At 65.0% G+C, this 19,802-nt stretch carries 16 protein-coding genes; 5 read left to right on the forward strand and 11 right to left on the reverse strand.

The genetic code is table 11. The features are described from left to right. Positions 1 to 31: 31 nt before the first annotated feature. The 7 genes from pyrH to ACKWRH_RS24445 all read right to left on the reverse strand — a co-directional run bounded on the left by pyrH (position 32) and on the right by ACKWRH_RS24445 (position 11,587). Positions 32 to 748, reverse strand: coding sequence for a UMP kinase (pyrH, locus tag ACKWRH_RS24415; protein ID WP_028151698.1), 717 nt, complete (start codon positions 746 to 748; stop codon positions 32 to 34). Between the two features lie 60 nt (positions 749 to 808). Then, entirely contained in the window at positions 809 to 1,732 is a 924-nt protein-coding gene (tsf, locus tag ACKWRH_RS24420; RefSeq protein WP_445215595.1) for a translation elongation factor Ts, read from the reverse strand. Positions 1,733 to 1,866: 134 nt separating this feature from the next. Next, positions 1,867 to 2,862 (reverse strand): 30S ribosomal protein S2, encoded by a 996-nt coding sequence (locus ACKWRH_RS24425; protein ID WP_028151700.1) that lies wholly within the window; start codon positions 2,860 to 2,862, stop codon positions 1,867 to 1,869. A 219-nt stretch (positions 2,863 to 3,081) separates the two neighbouring features. Next, positions 3,082 to 5,604 (reverse strand): caspase family protein, encoded by a 2,523-nt coding sequence (locus ACKWRH_RS24430; RefSeq protein ID WP_445215596.1) that lies wholly within the window; start codon positions 5,602 to 5,604, stop codon positions 3,082 to 3,084. Positions 5,605 to 5,782: 178 nt separating this feature from the next. Next, the gene (locus ACKWRH_RS24435) at positions 5,783 to 6,553 is read right to left on the reverse strand and encodes a carbonic anhydrase (RefSeq protein ID WP_445215597.1); all 771 of its coding nucleotides are present in this window, start codon (positions 6,551 to 6,553) and stop codon (positions 5,783 to 5,785) included. A 325-nt stretch (positions 6,554 to 6,878) separates the two neighbouring features. After that, positions 6,879 to 10,382, reverse strand: coding sequence for a DNA polymerase III subunit alpha (gene dnaE, locus ACKWRH_RS24440; RefSeq protein WP_445215598.1), 3,504 nt, complete (start codon positions 10,380 to 10,382; stop codon positions 6,879 to 6,881). Between the two features lie 485 nt (positions 10,383 to 10,867). Then, the gene (locus ACKWRH_RS24445; protein WP_445215599.1) at positions 10,868 to 11,587 is read right to left on the reverse strand and encodes an outer membrane protein; all 720 of its coding nucleotides are present in this window, start codon (positions 11,585 to 11,587) and stop codon (positions 10,868 to 10,870) included. A 254-nt stretch (positions 11,588 to 11,841) separates the two neighbouring features. On the opposite strand from ACKWRH_RS24445, the gene ACKWRH_RS24450 reads away from it, so the two are divergent. The 3 genes from ACKWRH_RS24450 to ACKWRH_RS24460 all read left to right on the forward strand — a co-directional run bounded on the left by ACKWRH_RS24450 (position 11,842) and on the right by ACKWRH_RS24460 (position 13,882). After that, positions 11,842 to 12,162, forward strand: coding sequence for a DUF3551 domain-containing protein (locus ACKWRH_RS24450; protein WP_445215600.1), 321 nt, complete (start codon positions 11,842 to 11,844; stop codon positions 12,160 to 12,162). Between the two features lies 1 nt (position 12,163). Further along, positions 12,164 to 12,418, forward strand: a complete 255-nt coding sequence (locus ACKWRH_RS24455) for a DUF3551 domain-containing protein (RefSeq protein ID WP_445215601.1) — start codon at positions 12,164 to 12,166, stop codon at positions 12,416 to 12,418. A gap of 156 nt (positions 12,419 to 12,574) precedes the next feature. Next, a complete protein-coding gene (locus ACKWRH_RS24460) occupies positions 12,575 to 13,882 on the forward strand; it encodes an MFS transporter (RefSeq protein WP_445215602.1) in 1,308 nt (435 codons plus the stop codon). A gap of 9 nt (positions 13,883 to 13,891) precedes the next feature. Here ACKWRH_RS24460 and ACKWRH_RS24465 read toward each other — a convergent pair whose 3' ends face one another. Both ACKWRH_RS24465 and ACKWRH_RS24470 read right to left on the reverse strand, forming a co-directional pair. Further along, positions 13,892 to 14,530 carry an HD domain-containing protein gene (locus ACKWRH_RS24465; protein ID WP_445215603.1) on the reverse strand — a complete coding sequence of 213 codons (639 nt, stop codon included), beginning with the start codon at positions 14,528 to 14,530 and terminating at the stop codon, positions 13,892 to 13,894. Between the two features lie 49 nt (positions 14,531 to 14,579). Further along, entirely contained in the window at positions 14,580 to 15,041 is a 462-nt protein-coding gene (locus ACKWRH_RS24470) for a carboxymuconolactone decarboxylase family protein (RefSeq protein WP_445215604.1), read from the reverse strand. A 109-nt stretch (positions 15,042 to 15,150) separates the two neighbouring features. On the opposite strand from ACKWRH_RS24470, the gene pdxR reads away from it, so the two are divergent. After that, positions 15,151 to 16,560 (forward strand): MocR-like pyridoxine biosynthesis transcription factor PdxR, encoded by a 1,410-nt coding sequence (pdxR, locus tag ACKWRH_RS24475; RefSeq protein ID WP_445215605.1) that lies wholly within the window; start codon positions 15,151 to 15,153, stop codon positions 16,558 to 16,560. Between the two features lie 143 nt (positions 16,561 to 16,703). Beyond that, positions 16,704 to 17,975, forward strand: a complete 1,272-nt coding sequence (locus tag ACKWRH_RS24480) for a hypothetical protein (RefSeq protein WP_445215606.1) — start codon at positions 16,704 to 16,706, stop codon at positions 17,973 to 17,975. 379 nt (positions 17,976 to 18,354) lie between these two features. On the opposite strand, the gene ACKWRH_RS24485 is transcribed toward ACKWRH_RS24480, so the two are convergent. Together ACKWRH_RS24485 and ACKWRH_RS24490 are read right to left on the reverse strand one after the other, a co-directional pair. Continuing rightward, positions 18,355 to 18,948, reverse strand: coding sequence for a DUF6647 family protein (locus ACKWRH_RS24485; protein ID WP_445215607.1), 594 nt, complete (start codon positions 18,946 to 18,948; stop codon positions 18,355 to 18,357). Positions 18,949 to 19,285: 337 nt separating this feature from the next. Beyond that, positions 19,286 to 19,801 carry a hypothetical protein gene (locus ACKWRH_RS24490; RefSeq protein ID WP_445215608.1) on the reverse strand — a complete coding sequence of 172 codons (516 nt, stop codon included), beginning with the start codon at positions 19,799 to 19,801 and terminating at the stop codon, positions 19,286 to 19,288. Position 19,802 lies beyond the last annotated feature (1 nt).

Raw genomic sequence — 19,802 nt, forward strand, 5'->3', positions numbered from 1 at the left:
TCCGCGCCCTACAGGCGCGACCGACGAGCCCTCAGCCGGCGACGACGGTTCCGTGGCCGCCGCCACGCAGCACAGCGCCGATCGAACCCGGCTCCGCGATCGAGAATACGATGATAGGCAGCAACGTCTCGCGGGCAAGCGCGAAGGCGGTCGCATCCATCACCTTGTAGCCGCCCTCGATCGCCTGCGAATGCGTCAGCCGGTCGAACCGCGTGGCGGTCGGATCCTTTTTCGGGTCGGCCGAGTAGACGCCGTCGACATTGGTTGCCTTCAGCACAGCCTCGGCTCCGATCTCGGCGGCCCGAAGCACCGCGGTCGTGTCGGTGGTGAAGAACGGATTGCCGGTTCCGCCCCCGAGCAGCACGATCCGGCCCTCGGCGAGGTATTTGTGCGCCGCGGTGCGGGTGAACAGCTCGGAAATCTCGGGCATGACGAAGGCCGACAGCGTACGTGCCGGCGTGCCCTTGCGCTCGATCGTCGCCTCCAGCGCGAGGCAGTTCATCATGGTGGCGAGCATGCCCATGGTGTCGCCGGTGGTGCGCGACACCCCTTGCGAGGACACTTCGACGCCGCGCACGATGTTGCCGCCGCCGATCACCACCGCAACCTCGGTGCCGAGCTGGCGGGCGGCGATCAGATCGTCCGCAACCCGGTCGAGGGTCGGCTGATCGATGCCAAAGCCCTGCTGTCCCGCGAGATACTCGCCGGACAGCTTGATCACGACGCGACGATAGACCGGATCAGTCATGAGCACTTTCCCCGTCCGGGCGCCGCTTCCGGCGGCAAGCCGGAAGGAACGTACCGGCGCTTACTTCTTGCCGCTGGCCGCTGCGACCTCGGCCGCGAAGTCGCTTTCCTGCTTCTCGATTCCCTCACCGAGAGCATAGCGCACAAAGCCCGCGATCTTCACCGCGCCGCCGACCTTGCCTTCGGCTTCCTTCACCGCCTGCGCCACCGACTTGCCGGTGTCGTGGATGAAGGCCTGCTCGAGCAGGCAGACTTCCTTGTAGTAGGTCTTGAGGCCGGACTCGACGATCTTTTCGATGACGTTCTCGGGCTTGCCCTGCTGGCGATATTTGTCGGCGAGCACGTCCTTCTCACGCTTCACGACCGCCGGATCGAGGCCGGACGGCTCGAGCGCGAGCGGATTGGTGGCCGCGACATGCATCGCGATCTGGCGACCGAGGGCCGCGAGCTCGTCGGCCTTGCCGGGCGATTCGAGCGCGACGATCACGCCCATCTTGCCGGCGCCTTCGACGACTGCGCCGTGGACGTAGCTCGACACGACGCCCTGCTTCACTTCGAGCGAAGCTGCGCGGCGCAGCGTCATGTTCTCGCCGATGGTGGCGATCGCATCGTTGATTGCGGCTTCGATCGTGACGTCACCGACCTTGGCGGCCTTGATCTTCTCGACATCGGCGCCGACGTCGAATGCGACCTGCGCGACCATCTTGACGAGGCCCTGGAACTGGCCGTTGCGCGCGACGAAGTCGGTCTCGGAGTTGACCTCGACCACGACGCCCTTGGTGCCCTTGGTGAGCGCGCCGATCAGGCCTTCCGCGGCGACGCGGCCGGACTTCTTGGCGGCCTTCGACAGGCCCTTCTTGCGCAGCCAGTCCTGCGCGGCTTCCATATTGCCGTCGTTTTCGGTGAGCGCGGCCTTGCAGTCCATCATGCCTGCGCCGGTGGACTCGCGCAGATCCTTGACCATCGCAGCTGTGATCGTTGCCATCGTTGAAAATCCTTCTTGCCTGCCGGTTTGCCGCGGCGTGGCATCAAACAGCCCCGCCGCGGTCCATCTCAGGAATTCGCGTCAACTGAAATGGTGGCCGGACTTATATCCGGCCAACCCATCGCTCTTTTTGACTATTCCGCTTCCGCGGTCAGCGCCTTGGCCTTGGCCACCCAGGCATCCGCACGGCTCGGCAGACCGACTTCTTCGCCGATCTTGTGTGCGGTGTCGTGATCGAGCTCGGCGAGCTGCCAGAAGTGGAAGATGCCGAGGTCGTTGAACTTCTTCTCGATCGCGCCCGACACGCCCGGGAGCTTCTTGAGGTCGTCGGCGGTGCCGCGCGGACCGGCAAGGCCCTGGAAGCCGCTCGAGGAAGCGGCCGGCAGCTCTTCGGCGACCGGACGAGCCGAGGCGCCGATGTCGATACCCGAATCGCCCTGGGCGCGCGAGATGCCGTCGATCGCCGCACGTGCGATCAGGTCGCAATAGAGGGCGATCGCACGGCCGGCGTCGTCATTGCCCGGGACCACATAGGTGATGCCCTTGGGATCCGAATTGGTGTCGACGATCGCGGCGACCGGGATGTTGAGCCGCTGGGCTTCCTGGATCGCGATGTCTTCCTTGTTGGTGTCGATCACGAAGATCAGGTCGGGCAGACCGCCCATGTCCTTGATGCCGCCGAGCGAGCGATCGAGCTTGTCGCGCTCGCGCTGAAGCGTCAGGCGCTCCTTCTTGGTGTAGGAGCTGGCGTCGCCGCCGGACAGCACGTCATCGAGATGACGCAGGCGCTTGATCGAGGCCGAGATCGTCTTCCAGTTGGTCAGCGTGCCGCCGAGCCAGCGCGAATTGACGAAATACTGCGCGCAGCGCTTGGCAGCGTCCGCGACGCCGTCCTGCGCCTGGCGCTTGGTGCCGACGAACAGGATGCGGCCGCCCTTGGCGACGGTGTCGCTGACCGCCTGCAAGGCGGTGTGCAGCAACGGCACGGTCTGCGCGAGGTCGACGATGTGGATGTTGTTGCGGGCGCCGAAAATGAACGGTGCCATTTTCGGATTCCAGCGGTGAGACTGGTGACCAAAGTGCACGCCAGCTTCGAGGAGCTGACGCATGGTGAAATCGGGTAGCGCCATAGTTTCAATTCTCCGGTTGGTTCCTCCGGAAACGTGTGAGCAAAACGGAGCGTTCTCGCCCCGGTTGCCACCGGACGGCCTTGTGAGCCATGTTTCCGTGTGAGATGGGGCGCTATATAGCGCCATTTCGGCCAGAAGCAAGGAAATAAGGGCCTTTCGGGGGCGGTTTTCGCCCCCCGAAGCCCCTCTTCCGTAATCACCACGCCAGTCCGTAAAGACCTAGCACTTGGGCTGGTTCGGCGGGCACTTTTTCGCCGCCGGCGGCGGCGCCGCTGGGCGCGGCGGAGGCGCCGCCGGACGCGGCGGGGGCGGTGGCGCGACGGCCATCCGTGGCGGCGGCGGTGCCGGCCGGGCGACCGGCGGTGGCGGCGCGGGCCGCGCCATGGGCGGAGGTGCTGGCCGGGCCATTGGCGGAGGCGCCGGCCGTGCAACGGCCACAGGCGGAGCCGCGCGGGCCGGCGGAGGCGATGCGACATGCGGCGGCGGTGCCGGGCGAGCGGCGGGCGGTGGCGGCGTCGGCCTCGCCACGGCCTGCGGCCGCGGTGCTGGAGCTGACGGCGACGGCCGGGCGGCCTGCGCTGGAGGGGTCGCGGGCAAGTTCTGCGGTTTGACCGGCTCGCGCGCGGCCGAGGGCGGCGGCGTGACCGGCCTGCCCGCAGCGCCCGAGGGCGTGCCGGGCGACGTGCCCGCAGCAGGTGGCGCGCCAGCCGGCTCACGGGTTGCAGACTTGCCGCCAGCGGGCGCGCCGCCGGGCGGGGTCTGAGCAACCGGCGGCTTCGGCGGTTGGCCGGGCGCAGCCGGATTCGCGGTGGGCGCAACGGTCGTCGGAGTGCCGGCCGTTGGCGCACCAGGATGGGGCGGCAGCGTTGTGCCGGGAGCGGCCGTGGTTGGCGCCCCCGGATGCGTCGGCGCGGGCGCGCCGGGTGCATTTGCCGTCGGCGCCAAGGGCCTGCCGCCTGGCGACGTCCCTGCCCCGGCCGGCGGCGCCGGCGGCCCGCCTTGGGCGCCGGGAACCGGCAGCGTGTTGGTCTGTGGCAGCTTGGTCGGCGGTGCGGCGGGGGGCGTGCCGGTCGGCGGCGCGACATTGGCCGGCGTCCCGGGAGGCGTCCCTGGCCTCGCCGTCGGCTGGACTGTCGCGCTCGGCGGCATCGGCGCCTTGCCCTGCTGGATCAGCGCGGCGCGTTGCGTAGCGGCTTGCGGCAACATTGGCGCTACCGGGTTGGCGCGGTCGGCAATCGCCGGCCTCAGATTGCCGGGCCCGGTCCCTCCTCCCGCTCCCACGGGCGGGGCGGGCGGCCGGTTGATCACGGTGTTGATGACCGTGGTGTTATGGATGTTGTTGAAGATGATGTTGTTCGGCGGCGGCGCGACATAGATCGGCGGCCTGACGAACACCGGGATCGGCACGAACATCGGCTGCGGCAGCACGAACAGGCCGACCACGGGCAGCGGTGGCTCGAGCACGACGAAATCCGGCGGCGGCGGCGGCAGATAATAGACAGGCGGCGGCGGTGGCGGCGCGAAGCCGAAATCAGGGTCGCTGAAGTACAGCACGGGACGGTCGACATAGACCACCTCCTCCGGCGGCGGGGGCGGCACGTCATAGTCGATCATCGCGAAGGTCGGCGGTGGCTCGGGCGGCGCGGTGAGAATCGCCAGACGCCGACGCGCATCGGCCGCGTGCGGCCCGCGCGGATAGCGGCGCAGATAGGACCAATAGGCCTCCGGTGTATCGTTCCGGTAGGTCCGCCGCCAGGTGATCGCCTCGCGGCGCGCCGCGACGATCGCCATCACACGCTTCGACAGCGGGTCACCGGGATAGGCCGTGAGAAATTCTTCGTAGGCGGGCAGCGTGTCGCGCTCGAGCGCGGCCGCATAGGCGTCCTGTACGCCGAGATCGCGGATCGGCTTGTTGCGGATCGCGGCAACCTGGTCGGGCGCGGCCTCCGGCGGCGGCGCATCGGGCCCGCGCTCGAAGAACGAGAAGGGCGCCGAAATCTTCGCCTCGTTCCAGGGCACCTGCGCGCCCTTGCTGGCCTCGTTGACGCGCAGACGGACGCGGTCGAACACCTCGGCCAGCGGCAGACCGCCGGTACGGATCATCTCCGCCAGCGATTGCGCGTAGATGCCGTACGGGCCGGGCTCTTCCGGCGCGACCGTGCCGGGCGCGGCGTTGAAGGCGATCAGCATGTTCGGATCGGGCTCGACCAGCGCCAGCCCGCTCGCGATCGGCTGGCCGCCTTCGATGAAGGGCTGCGCGCGCGCCGCGTCGAGCACGACGATGTTAGCCTTGAGCGGAATGGAAGCGAGCTGGCGCGCGTAGTCGCTGATGCGCAGGCCTTCGGTCGGAACGTCGGTGTCGCGGGTGATGTTGGAATCGACCGGGATGAAATAGTTCTCGCCGGCAAGCTGCACGCCATAGCCGGCAAGATAGATCATCGCGACGGTGCCAGGACCCGAGGCCTGCGCCTTCTGGATGAAATCGCGAAGACTCTTGCGCAGCGTGTCGCCGTCGAGGTCGCGCGCGCCGACCACGTCGAAGCCCGCCGATTGCAACGTCTGCGCGATCAGGCCGGCATCGTTCGCGGTCGTCGCCAGCGGCGACGTGGCGTAGGCGCCGTTGCCGACCACGAGCGCGACGCGCTTTTCCTGCTGCTGCGCGCGCGCCCGATCGGGCGCGGCCGCAGCGACGGCCAGGATCGGCAAGAGAAAACAGATGAAGGCCTTGTAGGTCCCACGCATGGCTTACTTGCCCGCTATCGTTGTTGAGCTGCCACCGTACATAAGACGTGCGGCCGGCTGAATGGCTCTTGAACGAAAAGCGCGGATTGAGGCGGCGGCATGGCGCCCCCCCCCCCCCATCAAACCCCTGCGTCAGGCCCGCGTCAGCCTCACGACCGCGCTGCGGCGCGAGCTGCGCTCAGCCCTGCGCGATCAGATCGACCGTTCCCGTGGTGAGCCGGTAGATGCCGCCGACGACCTTCAGCTTGCCCTGCTCCACGGCCGCATTGAGGATCGGCGCGGCCGCCTTCAGCTTCGCGACGTTGTCGATCACGTTCTGCCGGATCGCCTTGTTGAGCACGTCCCCGCCCTGCTGCATCGCAGCCTTTGCGGCAGGCGCGATCGCATCGACCAGCGAGGGAATGTGGCCCGGCGGCGACGTGTTGTCCTTGATTGCCTTCAGCGTCGCATCGACCGCGCCGCAGGCATCATGGCCAAGCACCAGGATCAGCGGTGCGTTGAGCACGGCCACCGCATATTCCATGCTGGCAATGGTTTCGGTGCCGGCAAAATTTCCGGCGACGCGGCAGACGAAGAGATCCCCGCGGCCGCTGTCGAAGGCATATTCCGGCGCGATGCGTGAATCGGCGCAGCTCAGAACCGCCGCGAACGGATTCTGTCCACCGGCCAACGCCTCGCGCTCGTGCTTGAAATCGTGGCGCCGCGCCACACCGTCGACGTAGCGCGCATTGCCCTCCATCAGCCGCTTCAGCGATGCGTCGGGCGACAACACGTTCTGCGGCTTGGGTGGCTGCTTGGCCTCCTTTGCCAAGGCGCCGCTCGCGAAAGCTCCGCCGGCGAAGGCCATGCCGAATGCAGCGGCGCCAAACAACATCGCGGATCGCCGCGATGGCGCGATGTCTCGATGCAGTGATTCATGATGCAGAGATTCAGAGCACTTGTCGCACATGTGACGTTTCCCCGGGGACAGTGGACGAATGGAAGCGTCGCGATGATAGGTGCATCGATGTGAAGAAATCACCAATGATAAATGATGCAACTGATGATTGCTGCAACGCGAACCATGTTGCAAAGCCGAAGCGATCGCTCGCCTCACGCGCAACGACCGCACAGAGCTGCGCCCATCTGCATATATTCGAGATCGGCTGCTAAAGCATGATCCGGAAAAGGGCAGCAATTCTCACTCACCACAAACGCGGCACGCGTTTGTGGTGAGATCATACGCTAACGCCGATCCCAAGCACGATGACGATTCTTCCAGATTTCATCGTGCTTTAGAGCTGCTGCACGTCCACGACGCCCGCGACCGCCTTGATCGCGCCGGCGATCTGCGGCGAGACCTTGAAGCGGCCGGGCAGCTTCATCTCGACCTCGGTCTCGAGGTCGAGCATCATCACCAGCGAGACCTCTCCGTCACCGTTCGAGCGCGGCGCGATGCCGGGACTGCCGACTTTTGGCGCGGCGCCGTTCGAGGCCGCCATATCGGGTCCGGCCAGACGCTTGGCGATCGACTCCAGCGGCTTGGTGTCGCGCACGAAGATGCGCAGGCCCTTCTGTGTCTTGGCGGCGGCGTCATCGAGCGGCTCGGCATGCAGCACGCGCGCGCGGACGTCCTCGCCCTGCAATTCCGCGCCCAACTGGAGCAGCACGGCGGCGCCCGGTTCGAGCACATCGCGGTATTGCGCGAGGCCTTCGGAGAACAGCACCGCCTCGAAGTGGCCCGTGGGATCAGAGAGCCCCATGATGCCCATCTTGTTGCCGGTCTTGGTGCGCCGCTCCATGCGCGACACCACGGTGGCCGCGACCTTGCCGGCGGTGGCGCCGGTCTTCACCGCACGCGAGAACTCGGCCCAGCTCTGCACCCGCAGGCGCTTCAGGACCATCGCGTAATCGTCGAGCGGATGGCCCGACAGGAAGAATCCGATAGCGTCATATTCGCGGCGCAACCGCTCGGCCGGCAGCCAGGGCTCGATCTGCGGCAGCATGATGGTCGGCGCGTCCGCCGACATGCCGAACATGTCGTTCTGGCCGATGGTCTCGGCCTGATGCGCACGCTGGCAGGCGGCCAGGATCGAGTCCGCGCCGGCAAAAACCCGCGCCCTGTTCGGCTCCAGCGTGTCGAAGGCGCCAGCAGCGGCGAGGCTTTCGATGATGCGCTTGTTGATTGCGCGCGGATTGACCCGCGCGGCGAAGTCGGCGAGCGAGGTGAACAGCCCGCGCCTGGTACGCTCCTCGATGATCTGCTCGATCGCCTGGATGCCGACGCCCTTGAGCGCGGCGAGCGCGTAATAGATCGTCTTCTCGCCGACCTCGAAAGTCGGGCCTGAGCGGTTGATGTTCGGCGGCTCGACCTTGATGCCGAGGCGCTGCGCCTCGGAACGGAATTCGGAGAGCTTGTCGGTGTTGTTGAGATCGAGCGTCATCGACGCTGCGATGAACTCCACCGGGTAATGCGCCTTCATATAGGCGGTGTGGTAGGACACCAGCGCGTAGGCCGCCGCGTGGCTCTTGTTGAAGCCGTAGTCGGCGAACTTTGCGAGCAGCTCGAAGATGGTCTCGGCCTGCCCCTTCGGCACGCCGTTCTTCACCGCACCCGCGACGAAGATGTCGCGCTGCTTGTCCATCTCGGCGCGGATCTTCTTGCCCATGGCGCGGCGCAGCAGGTCGGCGTCACCGAGCGAATAGCCCGACATCACCTGCGCGATCTGCATCACCTGTTCCTGGTAGATGATGACGCCGAAGGTTTCCTTCAGGATCGGCTCCAGCACCGGATGCAGATATTCCGGCTCCTCATCGCCGTGCTTGCGCGAGCAATAGGTCGGGATGTTCGCCATCGGGCCCGGGCGATAGAGCGCGACCAGCGCAATGATGTCCTCGAAACGGTCGGGGCGCATGTCGACCAGCGCGCGCCGCATCCCCTGGCTTTCAACCTGGAACACGCCGACCACCTCGCCCCGCGCCAGCATCTGGTAGCTTTCGGCATCGTCGATCGGCAGCGTCGCGAGATCGATGTCGATGTTGCGCGGCTTCAGGAGCTTCACCGCGACGTCGAGCACGGTCAGCGTCTTCAGGCCGAGGAAGTCGAACTTCACGAGCCCGGCCGGCTCGACCCATTTCATGTTGAACTGGGTTACCGGCATGTCCGACTTGGGATCGCGGTACATCGGCACGAGTTCGCTCAAGGGGCGATCGCCGATCACGATGCCGGCCGCGTGCGTCGAGGCGTGGCGGGTCAGGCCTTCGAGGCGCTGCGCGATGTCGAAGGCGCGTGCCACCACCGGGTCTTCATCGCGGAACGCCTGAAGCTTCGGCTCGCTCTCGATCGCGGCGGCCAACGTCACCGGCGCGGCCGGATTCTGCGGCACCAGCTTGGTCAGCTTGTCGACCTGGCCATAGGGCATCTGCAGGACCCGGCCGACGTCGCGCAGCACGCCGCGCGCCTGCAGGGTACCGAAGGTGATGATCTGCGCGACCTGGTCGCGACCGTAGCGCTCCTGGACGTACCTGATCACCTCGCCGCGGCGGTCCTGGCAGAAATCGATGTCGAAGTCCGGCATCGAGACGCGTTCCGGATTGAGGAAGCGTTCAAACAGCAGGCCGAACTTGATCGGGTCGAGGTCGGTGATGGTCAGCGCCCAGGCGACCAGTGAGCCGGCGCCCGAACCGCGCCCCGGTCCGACCGGAATCCCTTGGCCCTTCGCCCATTTGATGAAGTCCGACACGATCAGGAAGTAGCCCGCGTACTTCATGCGCATGATGACGTCGAGCTCGAACGCCAGGCGCTTGTCGTAGTCCTCTTCCGTGGTGCCCTGCGACAGGCCGTGCACGCGCAGGCGGTTGGCGAGCCCCTCCTCCGCCTGGCGCTTCAGCTCGGCCGCCTCGACCGACGCGGCGTCGGAGCTGGCGGCGGCACCGACGGTGAAGAATGGCAGGATCGGCTTCCGCGTCATCGGGCGGAACGAGCAGCGCTCGGCGATCTCCACCGTCGAGGCCAGCGCCTCCGGAATGTCGGCGAACAGCACCGCCATCTCGGCGCGGGTCTTGAAGCGGTGATCGGGCGTGAGCTGAACGCGATCGGTCTCGGCGATCAGCCGCCCGCCGGCGATGCAGAGCAGCGCGTCGTGCGCCTCGTAATCGTCGTTCGAAGCGAAATACGGCTCGTTGGTCGCAACCAGCGGCAGGCCTTTTGCGTAGGCAATGTCGATCAGCCCACTTTCGACGCGCCGCTCCTTGTCGATGTTGTGGCGCTGCAATTCGACATAGAGGCGGTCGCCGAACAGGCCTGCGAGACGCTCGCAGCGCGTCGCCGCAATTTCGGCCTGCCCGCTGGCAAGCGCGAGCGAGATCGGCCCGTCAGGGCCGCCCGTGAGTGCGATCAAGCCTTCGGTCTCACCGTCGAGCCAATCGAACTTGATGAACGGCGCGTGGCTGTCAGGCGATTCGAGGAACGCGCGCGAGTTCAGCCGCATCAGGCTGCGATAGCCGCGCTCCTGGGCCGCCAGCAGCACCACGCGCGACGGCAGCAGCGCATTGCGCGCACTGGGATCCTGGTCGCCGAAATCGATCGCGAGCTCGCAGCCGACGATCGGCTGGATGCCGGAGCCCGCCATCTTGTCGGAGAACTCCAGCGCGCCAAACATGTTGTCGGTGTCGGTCAGCGCCAGTGCGGGCTGGTGGTCTTTCTTCGCAAGCTCGGCGAGCTTGGCGATCTTGATCGAGCCCTTGAGCAGCGAATAGGCCGAGTGAACGTGAAGGTGGACAAATCCGGCGCTCGGCATGGTCGCGTGACGGCCTCTTGCAGATGAGATGGAGCGGTCGCCGGCTCCAGGGGGATCATGGGGACATCTTCCGTCCACCCAGCCGACTCGCCTCACAATGGTGGGGCGTCACCGCTTCAGAGTCCACGCCGGAGCCACGAAACGGCCGCGTCGTCCCGCTTTTCCCCAAGGGCATGACCAAGGGGGTCTGGCCAGCCGCGGCTCAGAGCTGCGGAATCACCTGCGCCCAGATTGCGATCATCCCGACGAACAGCGAGATCGAGGCGAGTGCGGCGGCTTCTTCCACGAAAATCCTGAACATGGCTTGCTCCATTACCAGAACGTATGAAGAACATTGTTCTCATTTCGTTCTTGAGAGTCAAGCCGTCTCAGCCACCTCGAAATGGGATGGTTAACTCGCTGAATTCAAACGATGAAAAAGCCCCGGCCAACGGCCGGGGCTTTCACAACCGCTCCAAGGAGAGCGATCAGTCTCAGTCGTTTGCTCAGTACCGGCCGATCAGCGGGCCGCCGAACTTGTAGTTCAGGCGGACGAGACCCATGTCGACGTCCTGGCGGATGCGCTCCGAGCCGGCGAAGCCAGCGAAGGTCACGTCCTTGTCGGACAGGAAGATGTGGTTGTACTCGACGCCAACCGACCAGTTCGGCGCGAAGCCGTACTCGAGGCCGGCACCGACCGTGCCACCCCAGCGGCTGTCGCTGCTTGAGGAGAGCAGCGCGCCAGCCGTGCTGGAGATTTCGTACTTGTTGCTGACCACAGCCGCACCGCCCTTGACGTAGATCAGGACGTTGTTCCAAGCGTAGCCAACCTGACCGGTGATCAGACCGAACGCATCGATCTTGGTGCGGTTGCGGGTGGCGAACAGCGCGCTGGTGTTGTCGCCCGAGAAATCGGCCCAGTTGCCCTGGCCTTCCACGCCGAACACCCACTGGCCGGACTGCCAGCGATAGCCGATCTGGCCACCGACCGTGCCGCCCGTCGCATCGTGCGAACCTTCGCGGCCAACGCCAACGAAATCCCAGGTCGCGTGCGACGAACCGCCACCGCCGTTGATGCCGATGTAGAAGCCGCTCCAGTCGTAGATCGTGGCGACCATGGCCGGCGCCTTGGTGTACGGCCGAGCCGCGAGATCAGCAGCCAGCGCCGGTGCAGCGGCGCTGAGCGCGACCAGGCTCACAGCAGCAAGCAACAAGTTCTTCTTCATTTGAATCCCGTTCCAGTTTCATCAGTAGGCCCCCGGGCCGTGCGGTGGTCATATCAGCGATCGACGGAATTGCTGTAACCGCGACGCCACAGTTGAAGCCAAAGGCCCACGCTGCGTTAATGGATGTTTAGCGGCCCCCGCGGGAAACCCTTTGAAACAAGAGTTTTCATGAGTTCCAATGTCGACTACACGACGTATATTGCATCTGTGCTTGGACACCCGATGCACGCACGATTGTGTGATTGGAGCTTGAGATGCGCAGACAGATTGCCCTCCCCATTGTCGCCACATTTTCGCTCGCAATCGCCACATTCGCGTTCACGCTGAGCGCAAGCACGCCCGCACGCGCATTCGGTACGCATCACGCGTTCTGCCTGACCGGCGACGAATGGCCGGGGCTGAGCAATTGCACGTTCGACAGTTACGCTCAGTGTCAGGCGAGCTCGTCGGGCCGCGCGCTGACCTGCCTCGCGAATCCGTATTTCGCAGGCCAGAGCGATGATCCCTACGCCTATCAGAATCGTCCGGGCGCCCAGACACCGGGCTATTCACCCGGCTATTACGCGCCGCGCTGAGATGCGCCGCGCCCGCTCCGCACTCGTCGCCACCGGCCTGCTCTTCTCGGGCGTTCCGGCGCACGCGCAGACCTACGATCCCAGCTATCCCGTCTGCATGCAGATCTACGGCCCGGTCGGCTATTTCGACTGCCGCTACACTTCGCTCGAACAGTGCAGGTTTCTTGCCGTCGGGCGCTCCGCGAGCTGCGCCGTGAATCCGTATTTTCCGCAGAAGAAACCGGGAGCCTCTCGCCGGTCGAAGCGCGCCGATTAGCGCCACTCGCAAATCGGGATGCTGATATGCGGCCTGCCTTGCATCGCGCCTCCGATGTTGACGCGGGCTGGTGCGGGTTTAAGTACGACGACAAATCTTGCAGGGGTGGCGACGTTCGCTGGGCTGGTTCCCGTTGACGCCACCAATGCAGGACACATGACGACCTCGCCTCACGCGACCTCGCCCCGCGCCTCAGCGCCCCCTCACCTCGCCATCGTCCTGTTCTCGCTCGCGATGGGTGGCTTTGCGATCGGAACCACCGAATTCGCATCGATGAGCTTGCTGCCGTTCTTCGCTGCCGACCTCGGGATCGACGAGCCGGCCGCGGGGCACGCGATCAGTGCCTACGCGCTCGGCGTGGTGCTGGGCGCGCCGCTGATCGCCGTGCTTGGCGCGCGGTTCGCCCGGCGCACCCAGTTGCTGGCCCTGATGGCCGTGTTCGCGCTCGGCAACGCGCTCACCGCGCTCGCGCCGGGCTTCGGCTGGATGATCGCAGCCCGATTTCTGTCGGGATTGCCGCATGGCGCCTATTTCGGCATCGCCGCGCTGGTCGCGGCCTCGCTCGTTCCGCAACACCGCCGTTCGCAGGCGATCGGCCAGGTGATGCTCGGCCTGACCTCTGCCACGATCATCGGCGTGCCCTTGGCCAATCTGATCGGCCAGGCGGTCGGCTGGCGCGCGAGCTTCGCCCTCGTGTCGTTGCTGGCGTTGATCACGGTCCTGCTGTGCGCCCTGTTCGCGCCGCGCGACCAGGCCGGCCAATCGGATCCGCGGCGAGAGCTCGCGGCGCTCAGAAGCGGCCGCGTCTGGATCACGCTCGCGATCGGAGCCGTCGGCTTCGGCGGCATGTTCGCCGTCTACACTTATCTGGCGACGACCCTGATCGAGGTCACCAAGGTCAGCCCCGCGGTCATTCCGTTCTTCCTGGCCGTGTTCGGCATTGGCGCTACGCTCGGCAATCTGTTCGTGCCGCGCTTTGCGGACCGCGCGCTGATGCCGACGGCAGGCGTCATCCTGCTGTTTGCCGCGGCCGCGCTCCTGGTCTTTCCGCTCGCCGCCGGCAATCCCTGGCTGCTGGCGGCCGACGTCTTCGCGATCGGCGCCAGCGTCTCGCTCGGAGCCGTCCTGCAGACGCGGCTGATGGACGTCGCGGGAGACGCGCAGGCGCTCGCTGCTGCGCTCAACCACTCGGCGTTCAACACCGCCAATGCGCTCGGCCCGTTCCTGGGCGGCCTTGCCATACGCGAGGGGCTGGGCTGGACCTCCACCGGTCCCGTCGGAGCCGCGCTCGCGCTTCTTGGCTTCCTGATCTGGATCGTCGCCGCGCGCGAGGCCGGAGCCGCGCCGGTCGAGGACACCTCAGGCGACGCTGCCTTGCTGAAGAACGCTCCCGCGAGGCCGGCACCACCGCTGGCGCCGGATGACCGAAGCCGTTCGGATGCCGTCAGGGATCCCGTAGCTTAAAGCGGCAGCTCAGCTTTGCCAGGGCGTATTGCGGATGCGCGTACACGCGTTGGGCTTGCGGAAGGTGGGATCGTGATCCTCGATGTAGTCGAAATTCACCGTCCCGAACGTCGTCTGGGGTTTCTTCAGGGCTGAACAGGTCTGCACCTTCAGGAACTCGTTCTTGAAATCGCCGCGCGGAAACGCTGATATCACCTGGTCGCGCTGCTCCGTCGTGTAGTCGTCATACCCAACGCCCACGACATCCACCAGGACGCCTGCGTTCGTCAGGGCGATTTCCGGCCTCATATATTGCGGGATGCCGGGCGTGGTATGCAATGCGATCGCTTCCCACACCAGATCGGCCTGCGGCTCGGCAATGCCGCGCGCCCGGAGGAATTCGCGCGCGGCGTCGGCCCCGTCGACCTCAAATCGCTTCGTCGCCGTATGGTAATGATCGACAAGGCCGAGGTCGTGAAACAGCGCCGCGACATAGAGCAGTTCGGCATCGAACTTCAGCTTCTGACGCAGCCCCTTCATCGCGCCGAACACGTAGACGCGAACCGAATGGTTGAACAGCATCGCGTCTTCGTAACTGCGCACCAGCTCAGTGGCTTCGCGCGCCAGCTTGCTGTCGGGAATTCTGACGCCGGAAATCAAGCTCGTCATCTTCAACCTCCTGCTTTGCATCTGTTACGGTCGATGCCGTTCGTGGCCCTCAGGCGGCCTTCTCGATGGCGGCCTGCGGCGTTCTACGGAAGCTGATCGCCATGCGATTATACGTGTTCATCAGACCGATCGCGATGGTGAGGTCGACGAGCTCGCGCTCCTCGAAGACCGCGCGCGCAGCTTCATAGGCCTGATCCGGCACGCCGGTATCTGCGACGCGGGTTACCGTTTCGGCCCATGCGAGGGCGGCGCGCTCGCGCGCGTCGAACAGATTGCCGGCTTCCGCCCACGCCTGCAGCAGCGCGAGCTTTTCGATCTTCACCCCGCTCTTGAGCAGATCGCGCATATGCATGTCGAGGCAATATGCGCAGTTGTTGATCTGGGATACGCGCAGATAGACGAGGTTGATCAATCCCGCTGGAAGATCGCTCTGCATGATATAGCCGTACACGCCCCCCAACGCTTTCACGCCTGCCGGCGCGATACGGTCGTAGTCGAGACGCTTGGTCATTGTCCTGCTCCTTGATGATCGATGCCCGGCCCTTGTCTCCACCATAAATGCCCCTGCCCTGGTCCACAGAAAAGAACCAAGAACGCGCGAAAATCGTGTACCAAGGAGCATGACCAAACCGCTGCGGTTGGAATTGGATCGCTCTGCGAAGATGCCGCTGGCCGAGCAGATCCATGGCGGCATCAGGGCCGCCATCGAGAACGGCGTGCTCGCACCCGGAGCGCGCCTGCCCTCCTGGCAGGATCTGGCAGCCCAGCTTGGCGTCGCGCGGGGCACCGTGCGCGCGGCCTATGAAAAGCTGGCCTCTGCCCAACTGATCGTCGCGTCACGCGCAACCGGCACGCATGTCGCGGATCGGCCGTCCTTTCCCGTTCGGAAGGACAAGGCTCCGGCCCCCGGCTCGTTCATGGAGATGTACCAGGAGCTCACGGCGGGGCCGGCGATCTTCCAGATGGGCGTGCCCGCGCAAGAGACTTTTCCTGCGACCCTGCTCGCAAGGATGCGCGCGCAGGCAGTTCGCGTCGAAATGAGCGCGCCGGCGATCTATCCCGATCCGCGCGGCGAGCTCGACTTGCGACGCGAGATCGCAGCTTACCTTGCGCTGGCGCGCGGGATCGAGTGCGTGCCGTCGCAGATCATCATCACCAGCGGTTTCAGCGGCGGCCTCGGATTGGCGCTCGGTGTCCTCGGCCCCGAGCCAAAGACGAAGGTCTGGGTGGAGAATCCGGGCTTTCCCTTCACGCGGCACGGTCTCGCGCTTGCAAGACTGTCGATCGCGCCGATCCCGGTCGACGCCGACGGCATCGATGTCGATTATGGCCTGAAGCATGCTCCTGACGCCGCGCTTGTCGTCGTGACGCCCGGGCAGCAGGCGCCACTCGGATCCACATTGTCGCTGGCGAGGCGTTCGCGCCTGCTCGACTGGGCCACCCGACGCAAGGCGTGGGTGATCGAGGATGACTATCTCAGCGAGCTTCAGCTCAGGGGCCGGGCCACGCCGGCACTCGCCTCGCTCGATCGCGCGGGCCGCGTCATCCACATCGGCTCTTTCAGCAAGACCGTGACCCCTGCCTTGCGGCTCGGCTTTGTCGTTGCGCCGGCGGCTCTGGTATCGCGATTTGCCGAAGCCGCGGCTTGCCTCGCACCGGCGCCCGGGCCCGCAGTGCAGCTCGCCACCGCCGATTTCATGCGCGAGGGCCATTATCTGCGGCATCTCCGGCGCACGAAGCGGGTCTACGGCGCGCAAGGCGATGCATTGCTGAAACAGCTTCGGACGCGCACCGCCAATGTTGCGCTTGCCGGATTGGCAGCGGTCCTGCGGCTGCCGGACGGAGCGCCCGATCTCGCCATCGCCAGGGAAGCGGCATCGTTCGGACTGGCGCCTACCCCGCTGTCGCTCTGGTATGCGTCCACGGCTTCGGCGCGCCCCGGTCTGTTGCTGGGTATCGCCACATCGCCGCAAAAGCGGATCGAAGCGTCCTGCGAGAGGCTCTTCGAAATCATCGATCGGCTGACGTGACGAGATCCTGGGTGCCATCTCGCTCTACTGGCTCACCGATACCGGCGCATCGGCCAGCCGGTTCTAACCACCAAAAGTTGTAAGCGCGCCGATCATCATGTAACGTCGGCGCCTATCCTCACCGCGCGCGGCCCAGTCGTTACATGCTTGCCCGTATTTTGTTTCTCGTGGCCATGCTGCTTCCATGCACACTGCATGCCGAGGAAACGCCTTCCGAGAAGGCCGGATTTGCGCGCAAGCTGACGATCTATCTTGCCAAGGGGGCACCGGACGCGTGCGGGCCCGGCTGCGACCGCTGGATCGCCATCGAGGGCGAGATCGATGGGGACGCCAGCCAGCGCATTCGCCGCTTCCTGGCCGGCGTCAAGGACACGCAGCGACCGATCTACCTTCATTCGCCCGGCGGGAACGTGGAGCAGTCCTACGTCATCGGCCGGCTGCTGCGCAGTCGCAAGTCGGTCGCGCGTGTCGGCCGGACGATCGCGACGCCGTGCGCCGCCGGCACACAGGTGGACACCGCATGCCTGAAGACCAAGGGCGCCGGCGGCGAGGTCGAGGCGGAGCTCACGACCTACCATGCGATGTGCAACTCGGCCTGCGGTTACCTGTTTCTCGGGGCGACATCACGCGAGGTGGCTCCCGACGCCGTTCTGGCGGTCCATAACTCCAGGCTGGTCCTCGTCTTTCACGGGCATCCGGCGCCGCAGGCGGTCGCGGAATACAGACAGCGTCGGATCGCGAACGCCGACCGCGACCGCGCTGCGTTCATCGCGGCGATGGGGATCAGCCGCGACCTCGACGATCTCATCCGTACCGTGAAGTTCGAAAACCTGCATATGCTGACGCGAGCCGAGCTCTATCGTTTCGGAATCGACACCCGACCGTTTGCCGAAGGGATGTGGAGGCTGGAGAAGGCAACGCGGCCGTTCATCAGCAAGATCGCGGTGATGAAGAAGGACAGCGGCTCTTCGTTCCGGACGATGGAGTGGCGCATGTTTTGCGAAACCAGGAATCGCGTGCCGCTGATGTTCGCGGGCGAGATCGACGAGGCGAGCGTCGGCAAAAGTACGATCATGATGACGGCGGACTCCGACAAGGACCAGGAGGCCGGAGGGTTTCCGGTGCGGGCCGCGAAGTACGAGATGTGGAGCGGCAGTATCGACCCTGACATGGTCAAGGCGATCATGGCGTCCCGCTCCCTCCATGTCCGGCGGACCACGCCGATGCCGGACGAAAAGGTCGACGTCGCGAAATTCGACATCGACCTGACGGGCCTGGCATCGGTGCGGACGCAGCTTGCGGCAGCGTGCTCGTCGGTCGCGGCCAAGCCGAAAGGTCCCTGGCCGGCAAGCCCTTGGCCAGCAACTCCGCTACCGAACGTCACCGCGCCGCCTTCGACCGTGCCGTCGCCGTAAGCGCAGGAGCGCAATTCGAAGGCCCGTGGCAGAACGTAGCTTCACTCTGGGGCTGTTGCAGACTTCGCCTGCGCCACCTCGGAAACGCGCTTTGGGCCCCGAGCGGATCTGTGCGCCACCGGCTGAATGGATTAACCCGTCACCTCAGGAGAACTCAGGGAACAAGCACCGCTGGCATTAGTCCTGTTGGCCGCGGTACAAACTGATCCTGCTGCCCCCGAGCCATCGCCAGGATCGCCAATGCAATTGCGAGGACCGCCAAGAGTCTGGTCATCAATCAAATCCGCGGAAGTCTTGTTGGTACGTACGAGATGATCTTAGCTTTGCGCGCCTTTGGAAAGGCAATCGTTCGACAGCGACCGGGATCGACCGGTCACGATCAATACATGCATGCTGAAGAAATCAGCACTGTGAACATGTCGACGTCGAACTCGTTCTCCAAGCTAAGTCCGAACCGCTCCAGCCATTTATCCTGAGCCAGGTAGGCCAATTTCTCTCGCGCCTGTGGGCAATCAAATTTGAGCCTTCCAACATTCTGAAGGTGATGGACCATTTCGTGTACCAGGACCGATTGGTCGGTGGGCGAAGTGCCGCCCCAATCATCAGGAAGCAAGATCGTTCTCGTCTCGTTGTCGTAAAGTGCGACAACTCCGCGCTGAGCTACGTGCGCATCGCTTTGCATGAAGCCTTGCGAAGAAGTACGGTCCCTTGCACGCAACCTCGCAAGCTCCATCTTCGACGCAAATTCAACGGCGGGGCGCTGTTTGATGGCAGGCAGGTCGAAATTCGATGAGAGCCAAGTCACGATGTCATCCAGCAGGGCTTCCGCAAGTTGAGCCGTATCAGAATGCAACGAAACCGAACGCGACTCGGCGGACGCGCTGCGCTCCAAAGCATATTCGTAATGGGCTTTAGTGGATGTGGCTAACGTTAGGGAGGCTATCGCCGCGACCAAGAGGAATTGCTTGAACATGACCCTCTCCTCAGAGGCTGTTCGAAAAAGACACTCTTCAAAAATCAGTCGGCAGTTGAACGGCTGGAATATAGCATTCGCCTGGCGACGTCGTTGTGAACCCATTCACACCCAAGAAATTCACAACGCCGCCGGTCACCGAACATGCTGGCGAGCGGCGTGCCTCGTACTTCACCGGGACACCGGCCGGCCGTTCAGCAGATGACGGAACCACGTCGCTCGTGCGTGGTAGCGGACATGAGCGCCGGGGCAAACCGTTCAGAAGACGTTGCTGTCTCGGCATCCCGAACTGCAGCAATCGAGGCCGTGCGTGGCTGCTGGAATTCAGCGGACGAGCCTAGTTCGTCTTGACGAACTTGTACGTCCCCTTCTTGTGGCCAATAACCTGATTGATGCCATCGAAGTTGCTCTTGAGAGGGTCGATGGTGACGACGAGCGCGGCCTGGAGACCTTCGAATTTGCCGGTCCCACCCGTTATGTTGCAATTGTTGGGGGATGCGGGCATCCAGTCGCATTGCTCGAACAACTGGTCGCCGTCCTTGTCGACGTAAGTACAGAACCCGTGAATTTCAGCGGTCTTCGCCGACGGATCCGTCAGGCGGCTGAGCTGACAACGTCCACCCATGTTGTTGAGTACAGGATTTCCCGCCTCGTTTGAGGCTGCCATGGCCTGGTTCATGACAACAAATTCTCTGCCGCCGCCTATCGCCATCGGCTTGAGAGCAGGAATCGGCGTGGCGGTGAATATGACCGAGACGGGGCCCTCCGGCGGCATGCTCTGAGCCTGGACACTCGTCGTTGCCAGAATCGATGCGACTGAAAGCAATGCGAGGTTTGCGTGCAAAATGGCCATC

It is taken from the genome of Bradyrhizobium sp. Pa8 (genome assembly GCF_052588265.1).

Bases quoted from the DNA above. Each gene is read 5' to 3' on its own strand.
- ACKWRH_RS24490 (WP_445215608.1), bottom strand. From the start codon at position 19,801: ATGGCCATTTTGCACGCAAACCTCGCATTGCTTTCAGTCGCATCGATT.
- pyrH (WP_028151698.1), bottom strand. From the start codon at position 748: ATGACTGATCCGGTCTATCGTCGCGTCGTGATCAAGCTGTCCGGCGAG.
- tsf (WP_445215595.1), bottom strand. From the start codon at position 1,732: ATGGCAACGATCACAGCTGCGATGGTCAAGGATCTGCGCGAGTCCACC.
- ACKWRH_RS24425 (WP_028151700.1), bottom strand. From the start codon at position 2,862: ATGGCGCTACCCGATTTCACCATGCGTCAGCTCCTCGAAGCTGGCGTG.
- ACKWRH_RS24460 (WP_445215602.1), top strand. From the start codon at position 12,575: ATGACGACCTCGCCTCACGCGACCTCGCCCCGCGCCTCAGCGCCCCCT.
- ACKWRH_RS24480 (WP_445215606.1), top strand. From the start codon at position 16,704: ATGCTTGCCCGTATTTTGTTTCTCGTGGCCATGCTGCTTCCATGCACA.
- ACKWRH_RS24450 (WP_445215600.1), top strand. From the start codon at position 11,842: ATGCGCAGACAGATTGCCCTCCCCATTGTCGCCACATTTTCGCTCGCA.
- ACKWRH_RS24445 (WP_445215599.1), bottom strand. From the start codon at position 11,587: ATGAAGAAGAACTTGTTGCTTGCTGCTGTGAGCCTGGTCGCGCTCAGC.
- ACKWRH_RS24430 (WP_445215596.1), bottom strand. From the start codon at position 5,604: ATGCGTGGGACCTACAAGGCCTTCATCTGTTTTCTCTTGCCGATCCTG.
- ACKWRH_RS24470 (WP_445215604.1), bottom strand. From the start codon at position 15,041: ATGACCAAGCGTCTCGACTACGACCGTATCGCGCCGGCAGGCGTGAAA.
- ACKWRH_RS24435 (WP_445215597.1), bottom strand. From the start codon at position 6,553: ATGTGCGACAAGTGCTCTGAATCTCTGCATCATGAATCACTGCATCGA.
- ACKWRH_RS24465 (WP_445215603.1), bottom strand. From the start codon at position 14,530: ATGACGAGCTTGATTTCCGGCGTCAGAATTCCCGACAGCAAGCTGGCG.
- pdxR (WP_445215605.1), top strand. From the start codon at position 15,151: ATGACCAAACCGCTGCGGTTGGAATTGGATCGCTCTGCGAAGATGCCG.
- ACKWRH_RS24485 (WP_445215607.1), bottom strand. From the start codon at position 18,948: ATGTTCAAGCAATTCCTCTTGGTCGCGGCGATAGCCTCCCTAACGTTA.
- dnaE (WP_445215598.1), bottom strand. From the start codon at position 10,382: ATGCCGAGCGCCGGATTTGTCCACCTTCACGTTCACTCGGCCTATTCG.
- ACKWRH_RS24455 (WP_445215601.1), top strand. From the start codon at position 12,164: ATGCGCCGCGCCCGCTCCGCACTCGTCGCCACCGGCCTGCTCTTCTCG.